Origin of the sequence: Collinsella sp. CLA-AA-H302 (assembly GCF_040093305.1) — a bacterium.
In the GTDB taxonomy this organism is placed as follows: domain Bacteria; phylum Actinomycetota; class Coriobacteriia; order Coriobacteriales; family Coriobacteriaceae; genus Collinsella.
Genome location: NZ_JBBNJW010000004.1, coordinates 35,326 through 56,980, shown reverse-complemented (window position 1 = coordinate 56,980; position 21,655 = coordinate 35,326). Strand labels below are relative to the sequence as shown.

At 59.9% G+C, this 21,655-nt stretch carries 19 protein-coding genes; 13 read left to right on the top strand and 6 right to left on the bottom strand.

Going from position 1 to position 21,655, the window contains the following annotated elements:
* The first annotated feature begins 22 nt into the window (after positions 1–22).
* Complete coding sequence (locus AAAV21_RS03950) at positions 23–817, top strand: HAD family hydrolase (RefSeq protein WP_349107645.1); 795 nt, start codon at positions 23–25, stop codon at positions 815–817.
* Between the two features lie 42 nt (positions 818–859).
* Here AAAV21_RS03950 and AAAV21_RS03945 read toward each other — a convergent pair whose 3' ends face one another.
* The 6 genes from AAAV21_RS03945 to AAAV21_RS03920 all read right to left on the bottom strand — a co-directional run bounded on the left by AAAV21_RS03945 (position 860) and on the right by AAAV21_RS03920 (position 5,469).
* Positions 860–1,702: a Cof-type HAD-IIB family hydrolase gene (locus AAAV21_RS03945; RefSeq protein ID WP_349107643.1), complete on the bottom strand. Its 843-nt coding sequence runs from the start codon at positions 1,700–1,702 to the stop codon at positions 860–862.
* A gap of 87 nt (positions 1,703–1,789) precedes the next feature.
* Positions 1,790–3,208 (bottom strand): citrate synthase, encoded by a 1,419-nt coding sequence (locus tag AAAV21_RS03940; protein ID WP_349107641.1) that lies wholly within the window; start codon positions 3,206–3,208, stop codon positions 1,790–1,792.
* A gap of 77 nt (positions 3,209–3,285) precedes the next feature.
* On the bottom strand, positions 3,286–3,573 hold the full coding sequence (locus AAAV21_RS03935) for an ACT domain-containing protein (RefSeq protein WP_006235289.1): 288 nt from the start codon (positions 3,571–3,573) through the stop codon (positions 3,286–3,288).
* A gap of 396 nt (positions 3,574–3,969) precedes the next feature.
* Positions 3,970–4,677 carry a site-specific integrase gene (locus AAAV21_RS03930; RefSeq protein ID WP_349107809.1) on the bottom strand — a complete coding sequence of 236 codons (708 nt, stop codon included), beginning with the start codon at positions 4,675–4,677 and terminating at the stop codon, positions 3,970–3,972.
* Positions 4,678–4,695: 18 nt separating this feature from the next.
* Entirely contained in the window at positions 4,696–4,947 is a 252-nt protein-coding gene (locus tag AAAV21_RS03925; protein WP_006235292.1) for a helix-turn-helix transcriptional regulator, read from the bottom strand.
* A 9-nt stretch (positions 4,948–4,956) separates the two neighbouring features.
* Positions 4,957–5,469 carry a hypothetical protein gene (locus AAAV21_RS03920; RefSeq protein ID WP_349107639.1) on the bottom strand — a complete coding sequence of 171 codons (513 nt, stop codon included), beginning with the start codon at positions 5,467–5,469 and terminating at the stop codon, positions 4,957–4,959.
* Positions 5,470–5,604: 135 nt separating this feature from the next.
* On the opposite strand from AAAV21_RS03920, the gene AAAV21_RS03915 reads away from it, so the two are divergent.
* The 12 genes from AAAV21_RS03915 to ftsX all read left to right on the top strand — a co-directional run bounded on the left by AAAV21_RS03915 (position 5,605) and on the right by ftsX (position 21,614).
* Positions 5,605–7,827, top strand: coding sequence for a hypothetical protein (locus AAAV21_RS03915; RefSeq protein WP_349107638.1), 2,223 nt, complete (start codon positions 5,605–5,607; stop codon positions 7,825–7,827).
* 5 nt (positions 7,828–7,832) lie between these two features.
* Positions 7,833–8,573, top strand: a complete 741-nt coding sequence (locus AAAV21_RS03910; RefSeq protein WP_349107635.1) for an ABC transporter ATP-binding protein — start codon at positions 7,833–7,835, stop codon at positions 8,571–8,573.
* A 279-nt stretch (positions 8,574–8,852) separates the two neighbouring features.
* Positions 8,853–10,541: an ABC transporter ATP-binding protein gene (locus AAAV21_RS03905; RefSeq protein WP_349107634.1), complete on the top strand. Its 1,689-nt coding sequence runs from the start codon at positions 8,853–8,855 to the stop codon at positions 10,539–10,541.
* A 1-nt stretch (position 10,542) separates the two neighbouring features.
* Positions 10,543–10,887, top strand: a complete 345-nt coding sequence (locus tag AAAV21_RS03900) for a hypothetical protein (protein WP_006235302.1) — start codon at positions 10,543–10,545, stop codon at positions 10,885–10,887.
* A 367-nt stretch (positions 10,888–11,254) separates the two neighbouring features.
* Entirely contained in the window at positions 11,255–11,680 is a 426-nt protein-coding gene (gene rpmE / locus AAAV21_RS03895) for a 50S ribosomal protein L31 (RefSeq protein WP_349107631.1), read from the top strand.
* Between the two features lie 308 nt (positions 11,681–11,988).
* The gene (gene secA / locus AAAV21_RS03890) at positions 11,989–14,796 is read left to right on the top strand and encodes a preprotein translocase subunit SecA (protein ID WP_349107629.1); all 2,808 of its coding nucleotides are present in this window, start codon (positions 11,989–11,991) and stop codon (positions 14,794–14,796) included.
* On the top strand, positions 14,796–15,944 hold the full coding sequence (prfB, locus tag AAAV21_RS03885) for a peptide chain release factor 2 (protein ID WP_349107627.1): 1,149 nt from the start codon (positions 14,796–14,798) through the stop codon (positions 15,942–15,944). The genes secA and prfB overlap by 1 nt, the downstream gene beginning before the upstream one ends.
* 166 nt (positions 15,945–16,110) lie before the next feature.
* Entirely contained in the window at positions 16,111–17,001 is an 891-nt protein-coding gene (locus AAAV21_RS03880; RefSeq protein WP_035137417.1) for a YitT family protein, read from the top strand.
* Positions 17,002–17,209: 208 nt separating this feature from the next.
* Entirely contained in the window at positions 17,210–18,040 is an 831-nt protein-coding gene (locus tag AAAV21_RS03875) for a transketolase (protein WP_349107625.1), read from the top strand.
* Between the two features lies 1 nt (position 18,041).
* Complete coding sequence (locus AAAV21_RS03870; protein WP_006235309.1) at positions 18,042–18,983, top strand: transketolase family protein; 942 nt, start codon at positions 18,042–18,044, stop codon at positions 18,981–18,983.
* A gap of 503 nt (positions 18,984–19,486) precedes the next feature.
* The gene (gene ftsE, locus AAAV21_RS03865) at positions 19,487–20,707 is read left to right on the top strand and encodes a cell division ATP-binding protein FtsE (RefSeq protein WP_117583023.1); all 1,221 of its coding nucleotides are present in this window, start codon (positions 19,487–19,489) and stop codon (positions 20,705–20,707) included.
* Positions 20,694–21,614: a permease-like cell division protein FtsX gene (ftsX, locus tag AAAV21_RS03860; RefSeq protein ID WP_117778507.1), complete on the top strand. Its 921-nt coding sequence runs from the start codon at positions 20,694–20,696 to the stop codon at positions 21,612–21,614. The genes ftsE and ftsX overlap by 14 nt, the downstream gene beginning before the upstream one ends.
* The last annotated feature ends 41 nt before the right edge of the window (positions 21,615–21,655 follow it).

Genomic DNA, 21,655 nt, shown 5'->3' with positions numbered 1-21,655 from the left:
CAAGCCCGAGGGGAGCTTTTCTATGTTTAAACTGATTGCATCCGATATGGACGGCACACTGCTTGACGAAAACGGCCAGGTGCCTCCCGAGACCTACGAACTGATTCTGGCGCTACACGAGCATGGCGTGCATTTCGCCGCATCGTCAGGTCGTCGCTACGATCGCCTGTGCGAGTTCTTTGCGCCCGTTCGCGACAAGATGGACTATGTCGCCGCTAACGGCGCCCAAGTCTACGCCGACGGTAAGATGGTAGACCGTGAGGTGTATTCCCACCTGGCGATTCGAAGGCTCGCCCAAGCCGTCAGGACGTTTCCCAATCTGCATCTTGCGCTCTTTGACCGAACCAAGTCCTTCCTGCTCGATGACGAGTGCAAGTTCGTGCGTGAGGTCGATAAGGACCTTCCCAATGCCGAGCGTATTTGGGAGCTGCCCGATCCCAGCGTAAATATCATCAAAGCGAGTATCTTTTGCGACGACAGTGCGGTTATGGACAGTGCGTACGTGCTACAGCGCGAACTTGGTCAGCTCTTTACTTTTGCGCCTTCGGGCAACGCGTGGATCGATGCCATGCAGCCCGGTGTGTCGAAGGCCTCGGGTATCGCGCAGCTCGCGGAGCATTACGGCATTGGTCGCGACGAGGTCATGGCGTTTGGCGACTCGATGAACGACTACGAGATCATTCGCTTTGTCGGCACGGGCTGCGCGATGGAAAACGCGCGCCCCGCGCTTAAGGCGGTGGCCGATCGCGTGGTGGGTTGTAACCGCGACCACGCCGTCCAGCAAGAACTCCGCCGTGTTCTGGAGAGCCTTGCTTAATCCAGCAGTTAGGGACGTTCCTTTTCTGCCGGGTTGCTGCTGCTAGGCGAGGGCGGCCATGATGGTGTGGGCGACGCCGTCGTGGTCGTTGTCGTATCCGGTGACGGCGTCGGCGGCCTCGCGGTCTTCGGGCTCGGCGTTGATCATGGCCATGCCGTGGCCCGCTGCCTGCAGCATGGGGATGTCGTTGATGTTGTCGCCGAACGCCCAGGCGTCGGCGAGACGCTTGCCCAGGTGCTCGCATAGCCACGTGAGGGCCGTTCCCTTGGTGGCGCCCTCACCCATGACCTCGATATTCATGGCGTAAGAACGCGTGACCTCAATGCCTCCGAGCGTGTCGAGCTCAGCCGCGATGGCGTCGCGATCGGCCGGGTCGTGCCAGTACATGGCGATGCGTTCGAGCGTCTCGACCCCGTCGATCTTGCTGTCGATATCCATGTCGATCGGTGTTCGTGTGCGCTTGAGCGAAGCCGCGATGTGGGGGTCGCCGCCGCAGAATTCGTCCAGGCGCGTGTAGAGCGAGCGGGGGAGGAAGCACTGCCCATCCGCGAAGATATCGAAGGTCACATCGTGGCCGGCGGCGATGCGATGGACGCGATGAGCAATGCCGCGATCGAGCGGACGGCTCAAAATGCGCGTGGCGCGCGAGGCATCGTTGGGCACATCGTCGTCGAGCTGCCAGACGCTGGCGCCATTGGCGCAGACGGCATAGTGCACGGAGGGATGGGCGAGGATGGGCTCAAAGATGCCCGACAGCGGACGTCCCGTGCAGGGCACAAATTCAATTCCGCGTCGAGCGAGTTCGTCGAGCATCGACCAGGTGGCATTGCTCATTTGCTTATCGCTCGTCAGCAGCGTTCCGTCCATATCGGAAAACACAATCATTTGATACAGCCCTTTCTGCTGGCATAAAAAGCGTGGCCGAGGGCGGCGATGCCCTGGCCACGCTCGAGTTCTATAACGGTTCGCGTCCTAGCGGTCGGCGAGCGGCTTGTACGCTAGCGGCTCGAACACCGGACGATAGGCCGGGCGAATAATACGGTGCGCGCAGAAGAGCTCTTCCATGCGGTGCGCCGACCAGCCGGCCATGCGGGCGACGGCAAATAGCGGCGTAAAGAGCGTCTCGGGCACGCCGAGCATCTTGTAGATAAAGCCCGTGTACAGGTCGATGTTGGCGCAGATGGGCTTGGTCATGCCGTGATCGCGCATCACTTGCGGGGCCAAGCGCTCGATGCGCTCGATGAGCGCGAACTCCTCGCCCAAGTCCTTCTTGGCGGCAAGCGTGCGCGCGTAACGGCGGCACACCTCGGCGCGCGGGTCGCTCAGCGTGTAGACGGCGTGGCCCATACCGTAGATGAGGCCGGTGCCGTCGAAAGCCTGCTTGTCGAGAATCTTGCCCAGGTAGGCCGCGACCTCGTCCTCGTTTTCCCAGTTGGAAACATGCGCGCGGATGTCTTCGTGCATGGACACGACTTTGGCGTTGGCGCCGCCGTGGCGCGGGCCCTTGAGCGAGCCGATAGCCGCGGCGTAGGCAGAATACGGGTCGGTGGCCGAGGAGGACAGCACGCGGCAGGCGAACGTGGAGTTGTTGCCGCCGCCGTGCTCTGCATGCAGCATGAGCATCACGTCGAGCAGCATGGCTTCGTCACGGTTGAATGCCATGCCGCCGCGCAACACCTGCAGGATGGTCTCGGCGGTGGAAAGGCCGGGCGTGGGGTGCGGCACATGAACCTCGGAGCCGCGGCGCTTGGCGACCGAGGCCATATGCGCGAAGGCGGCGATGCGGGGGAGGCGGGCGAGCATGGAGATGGCGACGTCGATTTCGTGCTCGGGCGTAATGACGTCGGGTTCGGCGTCGAAGGCGTAGAGCAACAACACGGCGCGCTGAAGCACATTCATGATGCTCGACGACACCGTGGTCATAGGGAACTCTTTGACGTACTCGTCGCTCAGATGTCTAAAGGCGCCCAGGCGCTCGCAAAAGCCGTCGAGCTCTTCCTTGTTGGGCAGCGAGCCCGTGATGAGCAGGTAGGCGACCTCTTCGTAGCCATAGCGATTCTCGGCCTGGGCATTGTTGACCAGATCCTCGATGCTGTAGCCGCGAAGCGTGAGCTTGCCCTGATCGGGCACGACCTTTCCGTCGACCTTGTTGTAGCCGTGCACATCCGAGATGCGAGTGAGGCCCGCGACCACGCCCGAGCCGTCGGCATTGCGCAGGCCGCGCTTGACATTGTGCTCAACAAACAGGCCCTCGTCATAAGGGTCGGTCGGCAGGCCGTGGTAGAGGCTTTCGCTCTCAGGCGAAATCTGGCGGCTTGCTTCGTAATCCAGAACCAGGCGGCTCAAGTGGTCATCGAAGCGGTAATAGATTTTCTTGGCGTCGTAGGCCATGCGCGCTCCTCTCCGGGCCGCATCGGGGTGACTTGCATGGGCATGCGCGCGTCAGGCTATCCCCAGCGGCTTGCTCGCTACAGGCGGTACATAAAGTTGAAGACGTCCTCGCGCTGGATGGACACGTTGACGCCCGAAAGCTCGCCGGCCTCGGCCAGCGCCTTCTGCAGCTCGGCGAAGTCGAGCTTGGACTCGGCGGTATCGGCCAGCATGGTCATGGTGAAGATGTCCTCGATAATGGACTGCGTGATGTCGCGGATGTCGACGTTGGCCTCGCCTAGGACACGGGTGACGCCGGCGACGATGCCGGGGCGGTTCTTGCCAAGGACGGTGATGACGATACGGGAGGACGAGATCTCGGCCATGGGAAACCCTTTCGCGTGATTGCGGCGCGCGCGGGGCGCTCCGCTACGGTACAGTGTTCATCATTGTACCTGTCTGGCGCAAAAAAGGCGCGCTCGCTGCGGCGTTACATGCCTGCAACATGAGCGTAAGGGGGAAGGCCGTACGGGGAAGAGCCGTCTGGCGCGTGTCCGGCTCGTGTTGGGTTGATTTCCGATCTCAGCCGAACACATTGAGCGGACAGGCCGTTCCCGCAGTCAGCCGAACGCCTCCGACGGCTGATTCCGAACTGGAAGCGGAGGGCATCCCCGCCCTTCGGTAGGGGATACCGCTCCGCGGCGCATGCCGCGGGCGGCGCCCCTATCGGACCACCGTGACCTCAGTTGGGATGGGCCCAGCACTGCCGCGTACTCGGTGAGCTAGAGCCAACTGCTCGTCTTCACGTCGCGTATGGCGATATTTCGGTCGTCCGGCTCGGTGATGCCGTAGCCGAACGCCTGGAGCGTCTCGATGGACTCCTGGATCCTCTGTTGGAACATGGGACCCGGATCGACCCTCGGCCCGAGGTGCCCGCGCCAAAGGCACGGCGTGGCGCGCAGCATGTTATGGATTTTGGAGATGGGCTCGATGTCGGCGTAGACGTTGAGCGTCGCCATGGCGTCCTTGTGGCCGAGGATCGATTGGAGCGCCTTGATATCGCCGCCTTGGCGGATCCACTGCGTTGCGAACGTGTGGCGAAGGCCGTGGAACGTGATCAGCTCGTCGTTGGTGCCCATGAGGCCGTTGGTCTCCGAGAACGTCTTGAACGCCCTGCGGATATAGCTTGTCGTCGCGAAGGTCGCGCCCGGCTCCGACAGGATGTAGCAGTCCCCGATCTCGACCGCCCCGGTAAGGCCGCGCAAGCGCAGCTTTCCGCAGTCGATCTCGTGGGTCTCCTTCAGGAAGGGGAGTAGGCCGACCGGGTCGATGGGGATACCCCTGGCGTCATGGGTCTTGGTGTCCTTGATGAACGAACCCATTCCCTTCGCGTACGCCACCGAGTGTCTGATCGAGATCAGGCCCGTCTCGAAATCCACATCGCACCACCGAAGGCCGCAGACCTCGCCGATTCGCATCCCCGTGTGCAGGGCGAGTACGACCGCCCTCTAATCCTCGGCGGACCAATCGAGTCCGAACTCCTTTCGGGCATCCTCTTCGCTCATGACTTCGAGAAGGTCTCCGGGTTGGCAACGAAGGGCGAGGCATAGCTGCTCGAGTGTGTTGAAGCGAATGCCGCGAATATGCCCTTTTTTAATACGGGACAGGTTCACGGGCGTGGTTCCAATCCTTTCGGCAAGTTCGTTCGAGGAAATCTTTCGCTCGGCCATGATCTTGTCGAGGCGAACAATTACGGGCATGGCGTTTCCTTACGCAATCTCGTCGGAGTCGAGGTACAGCTCTCGGGCGTACAAGAAGAGCTGGGAAAGCATGAACAGGACGATGCCGAGAACCAGAGAGGTCCAATCGAATGATGAAGCGATCTCTTGGGCGCCGACGGCCCCCTCGCCGCCAAACATCGAAACGGAGGTTTTGAGTGAGCCGGCGTAGAGGCTGGTGGCAGCTTGAACAACGAAGAGAATGCCGAGCACCTTCAAGCATGTCGCAGACCCTTTCTTGAAGGGGTCTCCGCTCTTGATCGTCCACACGAGAACGGCGCTGAGGATGGTCGTAGCGATACCGATGGCGGCAGGGACCAATGTCGAGATCGCAAGGGCTGGATACGCGGGGGAGTCTGCAATTACAGGGTTGTCGAGCACTTCGATTGCTGGCTTTAAGGAGAACGCCACTTGTGCGATGGCGGTGGCGCAAAGGGTCGCAGAGGCTATCGCACATGCGATGCGGAAGGAATGAAGCCGGGGAGTGCGATTGTCGGAACTCATAATAACCTCCGAAGAATTTAAAAAACTCAGGTTACTTTTTAACAGTTTATGTTAAATTGACTTTGCCGGCAAGTAATAAGGGCCGAGCATTTTGTTCGGCCCCTCTGTTCCGACTGGATGAGGTTAAGGTTGGCGATGAATATGCTCAAAATCTCGAAGGCGATCTTTAGGTCGCTTCTCTCCTCCAGGTCGCTCTGTGTTGTCGTTGTTGCGTTGATGGTTCTTTGTGCTCTGCCCGTCTTCAGGAGCGCGGCTGGCATCGACGGACGGGTCGAATACCTCGAGTCGGGAATAACCCGTGTTGAGCAGGAATTGTCAGCATCCTATGCGGATGCGCTTGTGAATGCGGGGGAGGACGGTGTCTATACCTCTTCATCAAGCATGCCCGCGCTTCTGTACCCTCTTGCCGCGGGACGTCTTATCTTGGCACCGCTCTCTCCCCTACTTCCGTTTCTGCAGATATCGGATGGAGAGTACACCTATTATGACGGATCGAAGGAGTACTTGCTATGGGTCGCAACGGCCGTTGCCGTCTCGTTCCTTGCCGCGCGTCTTAACAAACGTGAAAAGCTCATCATCCAGGCACCGATGGGCGAGCTGGGTAGACTTGTTGCATCGAGCGTATGGGCGAGTGTTTTTGCAATGCTTGCCGTCCTCGCCATCAATCTTCCAGGGATAATCGCCGCGCTTGTGAAGAATGGCCCGGGCTCGCCGTTCTATCCGATAGGCTACATTCAATATGCGACTCCGGTTATCAAACCGGCTTGGCTGGTGTTCGCGCAGACGGCCATCTTGCAATTCTTGGTGGCAGCGTTCATCTCGCTTGTCGTTCACCTTGCCGTGAAGATTGCCAATAACCCTACGCTTGGAATCGTGTTCGTATGTGCCCTGATGGGGGTGATGATGGTTCCCGGGTATTACGGAAGATCCATCGCTTTACGTGAGTTCGCCCTGTTGAATCCCCTTACGTATGCGAACACTGAGTTGACCGTCGGCGCCTATAGCCCGTACCCGACAACGCAGATAGTGAATCTGCCTGGACTTTGCTTCGAGCGTGGCGCGATTGCCCTCGTATGCGCAATCGGGATCGAGGTGCTGGCAATTAGCCTGCTTTGCGTTGCTGGAAAGAGCGGCTGCGCGTGCCCGATATCCCCGATTTGTCTTGAGAGAGGTTCCTTCACTGCATCGAGAACGGCAACTCGTTCGAGCGCTTGTGCCTCCGCCGTTGCATACGTAAGAACGATGGGGAAACTGCTCCTGCGTTCTCCTACCCTCGCCGTATGCGCGATTGCAATGTCGACGACGATGCTGGCCCCGGCTCTGGTCGAGATGTTTCCTGACGCTGATAACGTTTCCGCTGTTCGGTATAGGGATGGGGAGCTCCGTTCAATAGATCGGTATCTAGAGCAGAACGCTGCGAATATGGACGTCGAGGGCAAAGCGGCCCTGGAAGACATGCGGGATGCTCTTTCGGGTTTCGTGTACGCGCCTATACCTGCGGAGGGGTTTCGAAGCCTTGCGACGTACGAGCGCGCTCGAGGTGAGCTGGGCGCGGCAGATGCGACTCTCCTGCAATCGATCGGAATCGAGCCGGAGACTCCTTCTCGTGCGGAGGCGCGCGCCCTTCTGCTTGAGTCGATCGCGAGCTTGCCGGACCCCAAGGTTTACGAGTTAAGTACGAAGATGCCCCCATTAATCCTCCTTTCGTATCTCCAGGCAGCGCTTCCCTCCTTATTTTTGCTGTTGCCCGTGGTTGTCACATCGCTCGCGTGCACCCACCTGCAGTGTCGTTCCCTTCTGGTTCTCCAGATCCCCGCAACAGCGCATGTGCGTTTTCTGACGGCTGTTGCGCTGGCTCTCCTGCTTGGCTTGGTGCTGCTTTTGGTGTCGATGGTTCCCGCTGTCGTTGTGTCCGTGATTAAGAACGGTGCGGGTGGATCGGAGTATCCCGTCGCTCTCATTCGGGCGGGAGCTTCGACAACGTCCATGGTGGGGGAGGCGGTGTTGTGCAGTATTCCGTTGCTGGTCATGGCATACGGCGTGATTTCCGTCGTCGCTGCGTTGACAGCAGCGATTAGCCGCAACCCCGTTGTCACCGGAATGGTTTGCGCGGTTCTCTTGGTGTTGGGTTCGTTGAGCGCTCATGTTGAAAGCGTGGGCATGGGCGTCGCGCTGCTGGCTCCATTCGCCTCGTTTGATCCCGCTTCCCAGGTGGGGACGATTGGGTTCCTTGGGCGAGGGACGAACGCGATGCCTTTTGGAGAGGTCGTCGGCGCATCGGGCGCTCTGCTGGTGGTCTTGGGCGCCGTATCTCCGTTGATGGTGCGCCTGAGTGTTCCAAAGATCGAAAGGGGATGATCTCGATGATTGACCTTCAAACGCTGACGATCTCTTATGGAAAGAAGGTGCTCGTAGATTCGGTGAACGCTGAGTTTGCCCCGGGTACGGTCTACGGTCTCGTCGCTCCGAACGGGCATGGAAAGACGACGTTGCTGCGTGCGATGGCAGGTTTGCCGGGTCCTCGCGTGGACGGGAGCATCGTTCTGGATGAGGTGCAGGGTACGGGTGCGAGAGAGGTCCGTTCTATGATCTTCTATGCACCTGGTGAGGGGACGCTGCTGTATCCCGGATTGCGTGCGGAAGATCACCTCAAGATGGTTTGCGATATGTGGCCGCATGCTCGCGATATCGAAGAGATAGTGGAACAAACGCAGATAGGCGAGTTCGCGAAGATGAGGGTCCGCACTCTGAGCCAGGGCATGAAGCAGCAGCTTACCCTGGCGATTGCGTATGCGACGGGCGCGCGGTACCTTCTATTAGATGAGCCCATGAACGCGCTCGACCCCAGCAGGGTGGACTTGCATTCCGAGATTCTCAGGAAGCTGGCCGATTCTGGTACGTGCATCATCATGTCATCCCACATCTTGGATTCGGTCGATAGGCTGTGCGATGAGATTCTGTTTTTGAAGGATGGGAGGCTCATTAGAAGCATTCCGCAAGATGATGCTGCGCCGAAGTCTCCTGGATCCCATTTCGCAAAGCCTGCCGGACGCGCCGAGGGTGCGCTAAGCACGTATCGGCGACTCTACGAAAAGGGCGGGTAGAAATGCAAGTTAAAAATCTATGTGGCCAATGTGATACCGTTGAACCCGCATATCGATACCGCTCAGCCATTCGCCTCGCCCCCGTCGCACGTATCTTCATCCGGTCTGTTACTTTTAATCTAACAATTCTTTGAGGAACGTAGGTGCTTCTAAATGTACTGTCGACTTCTTCTCAAACTAATCCTAAGAGACAAGGCCGTATGGATTTGTACGCTCGTTCTCGCTGCAGCCTTTTCCGTCCCCATTGCGTTCAATTCACCCATCTACGGGCCCTTCTTTATGAAACAGGGCATGCAGAGCTTTGTCGACGCATTCAATACGCGCGCGCCCCAGGCCAACGGCACAGACCTATCTCCAGAGCAGCAAGTCGACGCGGAGCTTGCAAGATACGCGAACGCCGCCCTTGCCGCTCAAACCGACGCCGCCTTTCTCGATTCTGCCGAGAGCTACTACGCGCTCATGGGCGAAGGCTTCCAATCCGGGTCCATCGTGGGAGACCAAGAGACCAATGACGCAGCGCTCGCATATTGCCGTGCCCTGAGCAGCTCCGGCATCACGGATATCCCGGCCTCCGCAAACGACCTGCCATTCCTTTCCTTCCTGCCTTACGCCATTGCCACGGCGCCGTCTTTCCTTCCCTTCATCCCCTTCCTTCTCTCGTCGATACTCGTGCTCGGCGCCACAAGGCCCGGGACCCTGGCGGCAAAGGCGCCCGTGCCCAAATTCCGGCGCCTTATTCAGATCGTGTTTTCGATAATCGTCGCGGGGACCGCGATGCTCCTCGCCGGCCTCGCACCCGGGGGCATTTACGCCTTGGTCCTAAACGGCTTCGGGCAAATTGGGTACCCGATCGCCTTCTTCCATGACGGCGCGCTTACCACCACGACCGCGGGAAACGTCTTCACAGCCCTGCTTCTCGCGCTGCTTGCGGGCGGAACCTTGATATCCGTTTGTTCCGTCGTCCTATCGACCGCAACGAGGCGCGTCCTCGCGGGCCCCCTTACCTCCGCGCTGCTTGTCGCGGCCCCGGCATTCCCGTTATTGTCCGATTCGGCACTAGGGCATAATGCCGTGCTCGGGCTCCTGCCACTGCCCGTATTCTCGCCTATCGAGGCAACGGGTTACGTAGGATGCTTCCCGACAGAATTCATTGGCTCCGGTTCAGGCAGCGCATCGATGCTTGCCGTGGCCCTGGCATACGTCGCGGTCTTTTTTACGGTCGGCGCCGTTGCGACACGTTCCCCCAAACAGCCTGGACCCGCGAAAAAGCACCATGGGCTCGAGCTTCTGGACGCGAGCGTGGGATACGGAAGCACGACGATACTTTCAATCGGGTCGCTTTTCCTGAGCCCGGGAACGGCGGCGGGCCTCGTTGCTCCCAACGGCTCGGGGAAAACCACCCTTCTTGAAGCGCTGTCGGGCCAATTTCCCACCCGTATCCACTCGGGAAGCCTGGTGGCAGACGGAATCAGCCAACGTCAATCAGCCGAATTTGCAGAACTCGTCTACCTGAGCTCTTCAGGCGGCACGGATCTCTATCCCACGCTATCGGCCCTCGAGCACCTTGCTTTCGTTAGGGAGGCGTGGAAATCGGCCACCGACATCGACTCGCTCTGCAGCTCCCTCGGAATCTCCTCATATCTCGACAAGCCGACCCGTAAACTCTCGACAGGAATGAAGCAGCAGGTAAAGCTTGCCATGGCGATATCGACCGATTGCCCGTACCTTATCCTCGATGAACCGCTGAACGGCCTCGATCCGGGAAAGCGGAAAACCTCCTGCGACGCGATGCGCAGCGAGGTGGCGCGGGGACGAAGCGTGCTCATTTCAAGCCATCTGCTCGACGACCTGGCAGACCTCACCAACTCGTTCTACTTCATCGAGGCCGGCACGCTCGTGGAAAAGATCAAGTCGTCCTCGCAGACGCTCAAGCAGGAATACCTCGATACATACGAGCGAGGTGAATGACATGAAACTATTTGAACAGCTGAAGTCCAATGCGTCGCGCATGGCTGTCTACGCCATCCTCGTGGCAACGGCTTTATGCGGAATCGCGGCACCCGTCTATGCGCTCAACGGGGAGAAAGGCGATGTCGAACCCGCGTACATGGCTTCGACGGTTAAGGACCGGTACAAAGCCTTCTCTGGAGACACGTTTTACGTAGCAGAGTACGACACGACCTACCGTCAGCTTCGCTACAACAAGGGCTACGACTATCTAGGCGCAGAGGCAATCAGCTATACGTCGGGTTGGTACCGCTCCAACTATGGACACATAACCCAGTTCAAGTGTAACTACCGTGTGTACAACTAAAGCAACCGGCCGGGACGAGGGGTGACGCAAAAGCGTCGCCCCTCGTTTTTAACCATGTCAACTGAACCTAGTTCAGTTTGGTTGATTTCCGATCTCAGCCGAACACATTGAGCGGAAAGGCCGTTCCCGCAGTCAGTCGAACGTCCCCGGGGCCCTTCTCAGGCCCCGGGGACGGCATTTTCCCAGTTGAAGGAACGGTGGAGATGTGTTTCGATGGGTCAGATTCGTGTCGTTCCGAAAAGACCGTGAACCTTTTGTGGGACACGCGGCGCCGTGGTATCATAGCCGAGTTTGTTGTCTTGGTCGGAAACCAAGACGCCTTATGCGCTGATCGGTAACCAGCGCCTGACCAATAAGGAGTCCTACCATGAAGCAGGGTATCCATCCCCAGTATGTCGAGTGCACGGTGACGTGCTCCTGCGGCAACACCTTCAAGACGCACGCTACCGTGTCCGAGATGAAGGTCGAGCTTTGCAACGAGTGCCACCCGTTCTACACCGGCCAGCAGAAGTTCGTCGACACCGGTGGACGCGTCCAGCGCTTCGCCGACAAGTTCGGTGGCGCCGCTGCCGCCCAGCTCAAGAAGGCTGAGGAGGCCAAGGCCGCCAAGGCCGCCAAGGCTGCTGAGGCCGAGGCCGCTCGCAAGGCCGCCGCTGAGGTTAAGGCCGCCGAGAAGGCTAAGCGTGCCGCTAAGTTCGCCGAGGAGGCTGCCAAGCAGGCCGCCGAGGCTCCCGCAGAGGCTCCCGTCGAGGAGGCCGCTGCCGAGGCCGAGACCACCGAGGCTGCTGAGTAAATAGCTCGCCGCAGAATCACTCGCATTCATGGCATGAGGGCCGTGCATCCATTTGGGTGCGCGGCCCTTTTCTTTTTTATTGGTGCAAGCTAACCTGTCCCCGTGGCACCAAATGACAGAGAGGCGGCGTTTGCCCAGATAAAACCTGCCAAAATAAACCAGTCCCTTTTTGGCAGGTTGGTCGTAGTTATTACGTGGCGGTCGAGGTCGACCGTATAGGCCGCGCCTTGTTTGGCTAAAGTACAATCATCTGTGTTTAACTCGCCCGCAGCTGCACGGCGTGGGCGATGGCCAAAAAGGAAAACCACATGGGATTCATGTCAAAGCTGCTGTCCTTTGGATCCGATAAGGACCTTAAGCGCTACTACAAGATCGTCGACCAGATCAACGGTCTTGAGCCCCAGTTTGAGAAGATGACCGAGGAAGAGCTCCGCGCCCAGACCGATAAGTTCCGTGAGCGCTACGCCAACGGCGAGTCGCTCGACGACATGCTCCCCGAGGCTTTTGCCACCGTGCGCGAGGCTTCCAAGCGCACTATGGGCATGCGCCACTTTGATGTGCAGCTCATCGGCGCCATGGCGCTTCACGAGGGTCATATCGCCGAGATGAAGACCGGCGAAGGCAAGACCCTCGTCTCCACGTTGGCCGGCTATCTCAACGCTATTGCCGGCAAGGGCGTGCACGTCGTTACTGTCAATGATTACCTTGCCAAGCGCGACTCCGAGTGGATGGGCCGCATCTATAAGTACCTGGGCATGACCGTCGGTCTGCTTCAGAACAACATGCCGCTCGAGCTCAAGCGCCCGGCCTACCAGGCCGACGTCACCTACGGTACCAATTCCGAGTTCGGCTTTGATTACCTGCGCGACAACATGGTTACCCGTCCCGAGCAGCGCGTGCAGCGCGGCCACAACTACGCCATCGTCGACGAGGTTGACTCCATCCTGATCGATGAGGCTCGCACCCCGCTGATCATCTCGGGCGCTGGCACCAAGTCCGCCAGTACCTACAAGGACTTCGCGCGTGCCGTGCGTGGCCTTGAGCGCGGCGAGGACGTGTCGCACGACATGCTTACCGCCACCGAGGACGTTGAACCCACGGGCGACTACGTCATGGACGAGGCCAAGCACACCATCGCCGCCACCGAGCGTGGTCTTAAGAAGATCGAGCGCCGCCTGGGTATCGATGACATCTATGCCGATCTCTCCGGCCAGCTGGTCAACCACCTGCAGCAGGCGCTGAAGGCCCAGTACATGTTCCACCGCGACAAGCAGTATGTGGTCACCAACGGCGAGGTCAAGATCGTCGACGAGTTCACCGGTCGCATTATGGAAGGCCGCCGTTACTCCGAGGGCCTGCACCAGGCCATCGAGGCCAAAGAGGGCGTGCTCGTACGCGAGGAGAACCAGACGCTGGCCACTATCACCTTGCAGAACTACTTCCGTCTGTATGACAAGCTCTCCGGCATGACCGGTACGGCACTCACCGAGGATGCCGAGTTCCGCGAGATCTACAAGTTGCCCGTCGAGGTCATCCCCTCCAACAAACCCGTTCAGCGTGTTGACCACGAGGACCTGGTGTACCGCACCATCCAGGCCAAGTACAACGCCGTTGCCGACGATGTCGAGCAGCGCCATGCCAAGGGTCAACCGGTCCTGGTGGGCACCGTCTCCATCGAGAGCTCCGAGAAGCTGTCTGCCGCCCTTACCAAGCGCGGCATCGCGCACGAGGTCCTCAACGCTAAACATCACGAGCGCGAGGCTCATATCGTTGCCCAGGCCGGACGCTACGGCGCCGTGACCATCGCCACCAACATGGCCGGTCGTGGTACCGACATCCTGCTGGGCGGCAACCCCGACGAGCTGGTGCGCGAGCGCCTTGAGTACGAGGGCCTGACCATGGAGGACGTGACGCCCGAGCAGCTCGAGCAGTTTAACACCGAGGCCAAGGAGACCTGCAAGGCCGAGCGCGAGCGCGTGCTTGCCGCCGGCGGCCTGACCGTCATCGGCACCGAGCGCCACGAGTCCCGTCGTATCGACAACCAGCTGCGCGGCCGCTCCGGTCGTCAGGGCGATCCGGGCGAGACCCAGTTCTACCTGTCGCTCGAGGACGACCTCATGCGCCTGTTCGGTGGCGACAAGATGGACCGCGTCTCCAAGATGATGGTCACGGCCGACATGGGCGACGATATGCCCATCCAGCACAAGATCATCTCCAAGGCCGTCGAGAGCGCCCAGCACAAGGTCGAGAGCATCAACTTCTCCATGCGCAAGAGCGTTCTTGAGTACGACGACGTCATGAACAAGCAGCGCCAGGTCATCTACGCTGAGCGCAATAAGATTCTGGACGGCAAGGACCTGACCGACCACATCACCGAGGTCATGCACGACACCGTGTACCGCTGCGTGCAGGAGTTCTGCACCAAGGACAGTCACGATGGCGAGCGCGATCTGGAGGGCCTGCGCAAGTGGGTTGTGGAGCTCACCGGCCACATCGATACGCCGAAGTTCCCCGACGAGGATTATGAGGCCCTGGCTGCCGATGTCCTGGCTTACGTAGAGAAGTGCTACAACATGAAGGCCGAGCGCTTGGGCGAGGACCTGATGCGCGAGCTCAACACCCAGGTCATGCTGCGCGTCATCGATACCCGCTGGATGAACTACCTGCAGGAGATGGACTATCTCAAGACCGGAATCGGCCTGCGCGGCTTTGGCCAGCGCGACCCGCTGGTCGAGTACAAGACCGAGGCCTACGGCGCGTTCCAGATCCTCGTCGACACCATGTACGAGGATTACCTGCGCACGGTTCTGCGCATCGAGATCAAGGCTGCCCCGCGTGCCGTGGAGCACAAGGAGGAAGCTGCGCTCGAGGGTGCGCACTTCTCCGGTCCTGCCGAGGTCGATGGTGACAACGGCGACTCGGTGCTGCGCAAGCAGGCGCAGGTGCAGGCCCGCACGGCTGTCCAGGGTGGTCCGGCTGCCGTCAACAACGGTGGCAAGGTGACCACCTATCGCAAGTCCGAGAGCGACGATCCGTACGTCAACGTGGGCCGCAACGACCCGTGCCCCTGCGGTAGCGGCAAGAAGTTTAAGTACTGCCACGGCAGGAATCGTTAATGGCTGAGGCTTTAGAGGTAACGCCCGCCGAGCTGGACGCGTTTGCGGACCGGCTCGGCGAGGTCGAGTCGTATCTCCACTTGGACGAAAAGCGCACGCGCGTGACCGAGCTCGAGGCCAAAAGCGTGGCCCCCGGCTTTTGGGATGACGCCGACGCCGCCCGTGCCACCATGGAGGAAATCGCGCGCACCAAGGAAGATATCGCTGCCGTGGACAACGCGCGCGGCGAGCTTTCCGACGCCCGCGCCGCGCTGGAGCTTGCCGAGGAGATGGGGGATGACCCCGACGCCGCCGCCCTTCGCGAGGAGGCTACAGCCACGGCTGAGCGGCTGGCCCGTTCCATCGATGAGCTTGAGCTTTCGAGCTGGTTTACCGGTGAGTTCGATCACGGCGATGCCATTGTGACCATCAAGCCCGGACAGGGTGGTCTGGAGGCCCAGGACTGGACCTTCATGCTCTTTAAGATGTACATGAAGTACTGCCAGCGTCGCGGCTGGAAGGTCACGATTAACGACTGCCCCGCTGCTGAGGTCATCGGCATCGACCGCGCGACCTTTACCGTCGAGGGCAAGGATGCATTTGGCATGCTGCGCGCCGAGGCCGGCGTCCACCGCTTGGTGCGCATTAGCCCCACCGACGACAAGAAGCGCCGCCAGACCACGTTCGCTGGCGTCGAGGTCATCCCCGTGCTACCCGATGATATCGATATCGAGATCAGTCCCGATGACATTCGCGTGGACGTGTACCATGCAAGCGGCCCGGGCGGCCAGGGTGTCAACACCACCGACTCCGCCGTGCGCGTGACGCATTTTCCCAGCGGCATTGTGGTTACCTGCCAAAACGAGCGTAGCCAGATCCAGAACAAGGCCGCGTGCATGCAGATCCTCAAGGCTCGCCTGTACGAGATTGAGCTCGAGAAGCGCGCCGAGGCGCTCGATGAGATTCGCGGACCCAAAACCACGATCGGTTTTGGCAACCAGATCCGCAGCTACGTGCTCTACCCGTATCAGATGGTTAAGGACCTACGCACGGGCGTTGAGACCAGCAACGTCGAGGCAGTTCTTGACGATGGCGACCTGGACCCGTTTGTTATTGGCTACCATCGCTGGGCCACTGGCAACGCTGGCGCAGAGATCCCATCTGCATAAACCGCCCGGTTTATGTGGAAATGGATAAAACCCTCCGAGCAGGGTGGTTTTGTATCCAAAGCAAACCCTGCGCAGGGGTGGTTTTTGTCCGGCGAATCGGTAGAATCGAATACAGCAAGAAGTTCGAAGCGCATCCGTTTGGGTGCGCTTTTTTGAGGGAGGCAGCATGGCATATCGTCTGGACATTAAGCGCATTCTTTCGATGAACTTCTTTCACGACCTGCCCCAGATTATGTTGGGGTGCGCTCTGGCCGCTATTGCGACCGACCTGTTTTTGATTCCCAACGGCCTTGCTGCCGGTGGCGTTACGGGCCTTGCCACCATTATCCAGGCGGTCGGCGCATCGCGCGGTCTATCGCTTCCCGTTGGTATTCAGACGATCGTGATGAACGCCTTGCTGCTGCTGGTCGTTATGCGCGAGGGCGGCATGTTCTACGTGGTGCAGACGGCGACGGGCTTTGTGCTGCTGGGCTTTTTCACCGACCTGTTCGCCCCGTTTGTAGCACCCCTGGCGGATGCGGACCTGATGCTCCCTGCCATGTGGGGTGGCATTATTACGGGCATCGGTTATGGCATGGTGCTGCGCGCCGGCGCCAACACCGGCGGCTCGGACACGATTGGCCAAATCATCTCGCGTAATACCTCGCTGCCCGTGGGCTCGACCGTCATGGCGATCGATGTTGCCGTATGTGCGCTGTCGGCTCCGGTCTTTTCAATCGAAAATGCACTATATGCAGGCCTTTCGATGGTCATTAGCGGCTACGTGATCGATGCCGTGGTCGATGGTGGCAACAAACGCCGTATGGTACTCATCATCTCGGACAAGTTCCCTGATATCGCTGCCGATATTATGTATGGCCTGGGTCGTGGTTGTACCAAGTTTAAGGCGACTGGCATGTATTCGGGTGCCGAGAAGCCGGTGATTATGGTCATCGTGAGCCGTCGAGAGCTCAATACCCTTAAGACGATCGTGCGCGAGCGCGATCCTCACGCCATTGTGACGGTCGCCGACGTTACGGAAGCTTTCGGCGAGGGATTCAAGGACATTAGCGCGTAGGGCCGACCGCGTCCCATCCAAAAGACGTTCACATTGATAAACCGTTTCATCAGCGGTTCTGCCTGCTAAATTGTTCAAATAATGATAAAAACTCTGGTAAAGCCCTCAGTTTCCAGCATAATGAATGACGTACGTGCATCGCGGCTGGGTTGGGATTACCTTTCCGTGCCGTGCGCATCTTGTCTAAAGAGGATGAAAGGAAGGCACAATGAGCGACGAAGAGCTCAAAAAGGTTGCCAACGAGGTAAGGAAGGGCATCGTCACCGGCGTGCACGCTGCCAAGTCCGGCCATCCGGGCGGTTCGCTCGGCGCTGCCGACATCATGACCTATCTGTACTTTGAGGAAATGAACGTCGACCCGGCCCATCCCCGCAAGGCCGACCGCGATCGCTTTGTGCTTTCCAAGGGCCACTGTGCGCCTGGCCTGTACGCTGCGCTCGCCGAGCGTGGGTTCTTCCCCAAGGAGGATCTTAAGACGCTGCGCCACATCGGCAGCCACCTGCAGGGTCATCCCAACATGAACGACACTCCGGGCGTTGACATGTCCACCGGTTCGCTCGGCCAGGGCATCTCCGCCGCCGTGGGCATGGCCGTTGCCGCCAAGCACTGGGGCGATACTTACCGCACGTACGCCCTGCTGGGCGATGGCGAGAGCGAGGAGGGCCAGGTCTGGGAGGCCGCCATGTTTGCCGGCAACCAGCAGCTCGATAACCTCTGTGTGATCGTCGACCACAACGGCCTGCAGATCGATGGTCCCGTCGAGGAAGTCAACGACCCCATGCCGCTCGCCGACAAGTTCCGTGCTTTTAAGTTCCATGTGGTTGAGCTCGCCGACGGCAACGATTTCGACCAGATCCGCGCTGCCTTTGCCGAGGCTCGCGCCACCAAGGGGCAGCCGACTGCCATTATCGCGGAGACCACAAAGGGCAAGGGCGTCTCCTTTATGGAGAACCAGGTGGGTTGGCACGGTAAAGCCCCCAACGATGAACAGTTTGAGCAGGCCATGGCAGAGCTCACGGCCGCTGGAGAGGAGCTCTAGGATGGCAGACGTCAAGAAAATCGCCACGCGCGTAAGCTACGGCGAGGCCCTCGTCGAGCTCGCCAACGAGCACGATGACTTTGTGGTCCTCGACGCCGACCTGGCCGCCGCCACGCAGACCGGCAAGTTTAAGGCCGCTTGCCCCGACCGCTTCTTCGATGTGGGCATTGCCGAGAGCAACCTGATGGGTGTTGCCGCCGGTATCGCAACCACCGGTCGCGTTGCCTTTGCGAGCACCTTTGCCATGTTCGCTGCCGGCCGCGCCTTTGAGCAGGTCCGCAACTCCATCGGCTACCCGCACCTCAACGTTAAGATCGGTGCCACGCACGCCGGTATCTCGGTGGGCGAGGATGGCGCCACGCACCAGTGCTGCGAGGATATCGCCCTCATGCGCGTTATCCCCGGCATGACCGTGATCGTTCCCGCCGACGACGTCGAGGCTCGCGCCGTGACGCGCGCCGCCTACGAGTGCGACGGTCCGGTGTACATGCGCTTCGCCCGTTTGGCCTCGCCGGTTATCAACGACCCCGAGACCTACAAGTTCGAGTTGGGTAAGGGCATTGTCATGCGCGAGGGCGCCGATGTGACCATCATCGCCTGCGGCCTGATGGTCGGCGAGGCTCTCGAGGCCGCCGAGCAGCTCGCTGCCGAGGGCATCGACGCCGAGGTCATCAACATGCACACCATCAAGCCTATCGATGCCGACCTGATCGTCAAGAGCGCCACCAAGACTGGCCACGTCGTGACCGTCGAGGAGCACTCTGTGATCGGCGGCCTGGGCAGCGCCGTTGCCGACGTCCTGTGCGAGCAGTGCCCGACACCGCTCAAGAAGATCGGTGTCAACGACACCTTCGGCGAGTCCGGCCCGGGTGCCGAGCTCCTGCACAAGTACGGCCTGGACGCCGCCAACATCGTGGCGACCACCAAGGAGTTCTTGGCATAAGGCAAGACGGATCTCAAGGACTGCTTCGCCAGTACTATGGAAACCCGGCAGGGGCGCTCTCTTGGAGAGCGCCCCTGTTTCAGTTGCGGTGAGATAAGGACTGATTAGGGCTTTTAACCTCTAAAACAGTCCCTATTTCACCGCAACTTCTAAAGAGGCCGTATCAAGCAGGATTTCTATTGGGATAAGGGCCCATCCCAACAAAGTGCAATTCAGACCCTCCCAAGCATGCATTTGCTGCACCTAATAGAAACGCGGCGACCCCTTAGTTGCCGCAGGCCGGACACAGGGTCACTCTCCAAATCTTTCCGCAGGACGGAGGAGCCCCTGCCGCGCGAAGCGCGCAGCGGGGGCTCCGACATGTCCGAGGACGATTTGGAGAGTGACCCTGCGCCCGGCCGGTGAGACCCAAACCCCGCCATGCTTCTTATGTGCAGCAAAGCTAATGCTGCTAAAATACTAAGCGCTCATGTAGTTTAAACGCACGACGATAAGGAGCACCAGTGGGTAACCACTTCCGTACCTCCGGTGCGGGCGATGATGCCCCCAAGACGCAGACAGGCGTCCAGGGCAGTCGTTTCGCCACTCCGGATTCAGAGGGCCAGCCTGTTGCTCAGGCCCCCGCTCAGCCGGCAGATCAGGCACAGCCGGCATCCGATCCCTTTGCCTACAATCCCACCAGCGATGTCGCGCTTTCCGGCACGGCGGGTTTTGAGCCCGTTCAGGCCGTGACCGCTCGCGTGGAGCAGCCTCAGGCTGGCGCCGCCACACCGCAGCCTACCATGGCCGGCATTCCCGACCCCATGGCCCCTGCGACGCCGGTTCCTCAGCCTGCGCAGTCCGGTCTCTTTGCCGCTATTCCCGATCCCACGCAGCCTGCTGCCCCGGTGGTCGAGAGCGATCAGGCAGCCGAGGTCGCAAGCCTCGATAACGCGCTCAACAACCCCGATTTTACCTCGGTGTTTGCGCCCATCGATCCGCAGGCCAGCCGCAAGAAGATGGCCAAGCAGGCCGGTGTCGAGCCCGTCATCCTTATGGAGCATGTCACCAAGATCTATCCGGCACAGCCCAACAAGCCTGCACTCGACGACATCAACATCGAGATCTATCCGGGCGAGTTCGTCTTCCTGGTCGGTCACTCCGGCTCGGGTAAGACCACGCTGCTGTCGACGCTCAACCGCGACGTCAAGCCGACGAGCGGCCGCATCCTGGTTGCCGGTCAGGACCTCATGAAGATCAAGAACCGCAAGGTTCCGTTCCTGCGCCGCCAGATTGGTGCCGTGTTCCAGGACTTTAAGCTTCTGCCGCAAAAGACCGCCTACGAAAACGTGGCGTTTGCCCTGCAGTGCATCGGCAAACCCAAGGGCGTTATTCGCAGCCAGGTGCCCGAGGTGCTGCGTCTGGTCGGTCTGGCCGATCAGATGGACTCGCTGCCCGACCAGCTTTCCGGTGGCGAGCAGCAGCGCGTTGCCGTCGCCCGCGCTATGGTCAACCGTCCGCCGCTGCTGATCTGCGACGAGCCCACGGGTAACCTCGACCCGGCGATCTCGCTGGGCATCATGAAGCTGCTCGAGCGTATTAACCGCACCGGCACCACCGTGATCGTCGCCACGCACGACCGCGAGATGGTCGATAGCATGCACCGTCGCGTGATCGCCCTCGAGGGCGGCCACGTTATCCGCGACCAGGAGAGGGGAGGTTACGGCAACTATGGCACCAACTAACGTGGGCTACTCCTTCAAAGAGGCAATCAGCCACTTCTTCCGTAACTGGACTACCTCGCTCGGCGCCGTCATCACGATCTTCCTTTCGCTGTTTATCATCGGCCTGTTCATCATGGGCTCCGCGATGCTGAACTCCGTGATCGGCACCGTCGAGGATCAGGTTGTCATCAACGCGTTCATTAGTGATGACGCCGATCAGGCCGATGTTCAGGCTTTTGAGGCCGAGCTTAAGACGTGGAATAACGTCAAGTCCGTGACCTATAAGGACAAGGACGACGCGCTGGCCGAGTATACGAGCAAGATGTCGGGCAACGCCGACGCCACCATGAGCGCGCTCGATGGCCAGAATCCGCTGCCGGCTTCGTTTGCAATTGAGATGGACGATCCGTCCAAGGTCGAGAGCACGGCAGAGAAGCTCAAGAAGAACGCCGATTTCCAGAAGATCGCGGATGACGGCGACGTCAACGCGAGCGTGCTGTACGGCCAGGAGGAAGTGAGCCGCCTGTTCCAGGTGACCAACTACATCCGCATCGCCGCCGTGGTGCTCGTTGGCCTTCTGACCTTTATCGCATTCATCTTCATCAACAACACGATTCGCCTGTCCATCACGGCGCGTCGTCGTGAGATTGCGATTATGCGTCTGGTCGGCGCCAGCAACGGCTTCATTCGCGGCCCGTTTATCACCGAGGGCGTACTGCAGGCTATTTTGGGCTCGCTGCTTTCCATCGGCGTTCTGGAGCTGCTGCGCAATCTGATGATTCCGCGTCTGCAGGAGAGCATCGGCTGGATGTCGTTTGCCCTGCCGATGCAGTACTACCTGGTGACCTATGCTGCGCTGATTCTGGTCGGTGTGATTATCGGTCTCTTTGGTTCTGCCATCGCCATGCGCCGCTACCTGCGCGTGTAGGCATGCCTGGAATTCATCCCTTCCAACGGGTCGTCTCTTAT

What these genes read in the sequence shown, in the direction of transcription:
- AAAV21_RS03950 (WP_349107645.1), top strand. Translation starts at nt 23, where the DNA reads ATGTTTAAACTGATTGCATCCGATATGGACGGCACACTGCTTGACGAA.
- AAAV21_RS03945 (WP_349107643.1), bottom strand. Translation starts at nt 1,702, where the DNA reads ATGATTGTGTTTTCCGATATGGACGGAACGCTGCTGACGAGCGATAAG.
- AAAV21_RS03940 (WP_349107641.1), bottom strand. Translation starts at nt 3,208, where the DNA reads ATGGCCTACGACGCCAAGAAAATCTATTACCGCTTCGATGACCACTTG.
- AAAV21_RS03935 (WP_006235289.1), bottom strand. Translation starts at nt 3,573, where the DNA reads ATGGCCGAGATCTCGTCCTCCCGTATCGTCATCACCGTCCTTGGCAAG.
- AAAV21_RS03925 (WP_006235292.1), bottom strand. Translation starts at nt 4,947, where the DNA reads ATGCCCGTAATTGTTCGCCTCGACAAGATCATGGCCGAGCGAAAGATT.
- AAAV21_RS03920 (WP_349107639.1), bottom strand. Translation starts at nt 5,469, where the DNA reads ATGAGTTCCGACAATCGCACTCCCCGGCTTCATTCCTTCCGCATCGCA.
- AAAV21_RS03915 (WP_349107638.1), top strand. Translation starts at nt 5,605, where the DNA reads ATGAATATGCTCAAAATCTCGAAGGCGATCTTTAGGTCGCTTCTCTCC.
- AAAV21_RS03910 (WP_349107635.1), top strand. Translation starts at nt 7,833, where the DNA reads ATGATTGACCTTCAAACGCTGACGATCTCTTATGGAAAGAAGGTGCTC.
- AAAV21_RS03905 (WP_349107634.1), top strand. Translation starts at nt 8,853, where the DNA reads ATGAAACAGGGCATGCAGAGCTTTGTCGACGCATTCAATACGCGCGCG.
- AAAV21_RS03900 (WP_006235302.1), top strand. Translation starts at nt 10,543, where the DNA reads ATGAAACTATTTGAACAGCTGAAGTCCAATGCGTCGCGCATGGCTGTC.
- rpmE (WP_349107631.1), top strand. Translation starts at nt 11,255, where the DNA reads ATGAAGCAGGGTATCCATCCCCAGTATGTCGAGTGCACGGTGACGTGC.
- secA (WP_349107629.1), top strand. Translation starts at nt 11,989, where the DNA reads ATGGGATTCATGTCAAAGCTGCTGTCCTTTGGATCCGATAAGGACCTT.
- prfB (WP_349107627.1), top strand. Translation starts at nt 14,796, where the DNA reads ATGGCTGAGGCTTTAGAGGTAACGCCCGCCGAGCTGGACGCGTTTGCG.
- AAAV21_RS03880 (WP_035137417.1), top strand. Translation starts at nt 16,111, where the DNA reads ATGGCATATCGTCTGGACATTAAGCGCATTCTTTCGATGAACTTCTTT.
- AAAV21_RS03875 (WP_349107625.1), top strand. Translation starts at nt 17,210, where the DNA reads ATGAGCGACGAAGAGCTCAAAAAGGTTGCCAACGAGGTAAGGAAGGGC.
- AAAV21_RS03870 (WP_006235309.1), top strand. Translation starts at nt 18,042, where the DNA reads ATGGCAGACGTCAAGAAAATCGCCACGCGCGTAAGCTACGGCGAGGCC.
- ftsX (WP_117778507.1), top strand. Translation starts at nt 20,694, where the DNA reads ATGGCACCAACTAACGTGGGCTACTCCTTCAAAGAGGCAATCAGCCAC.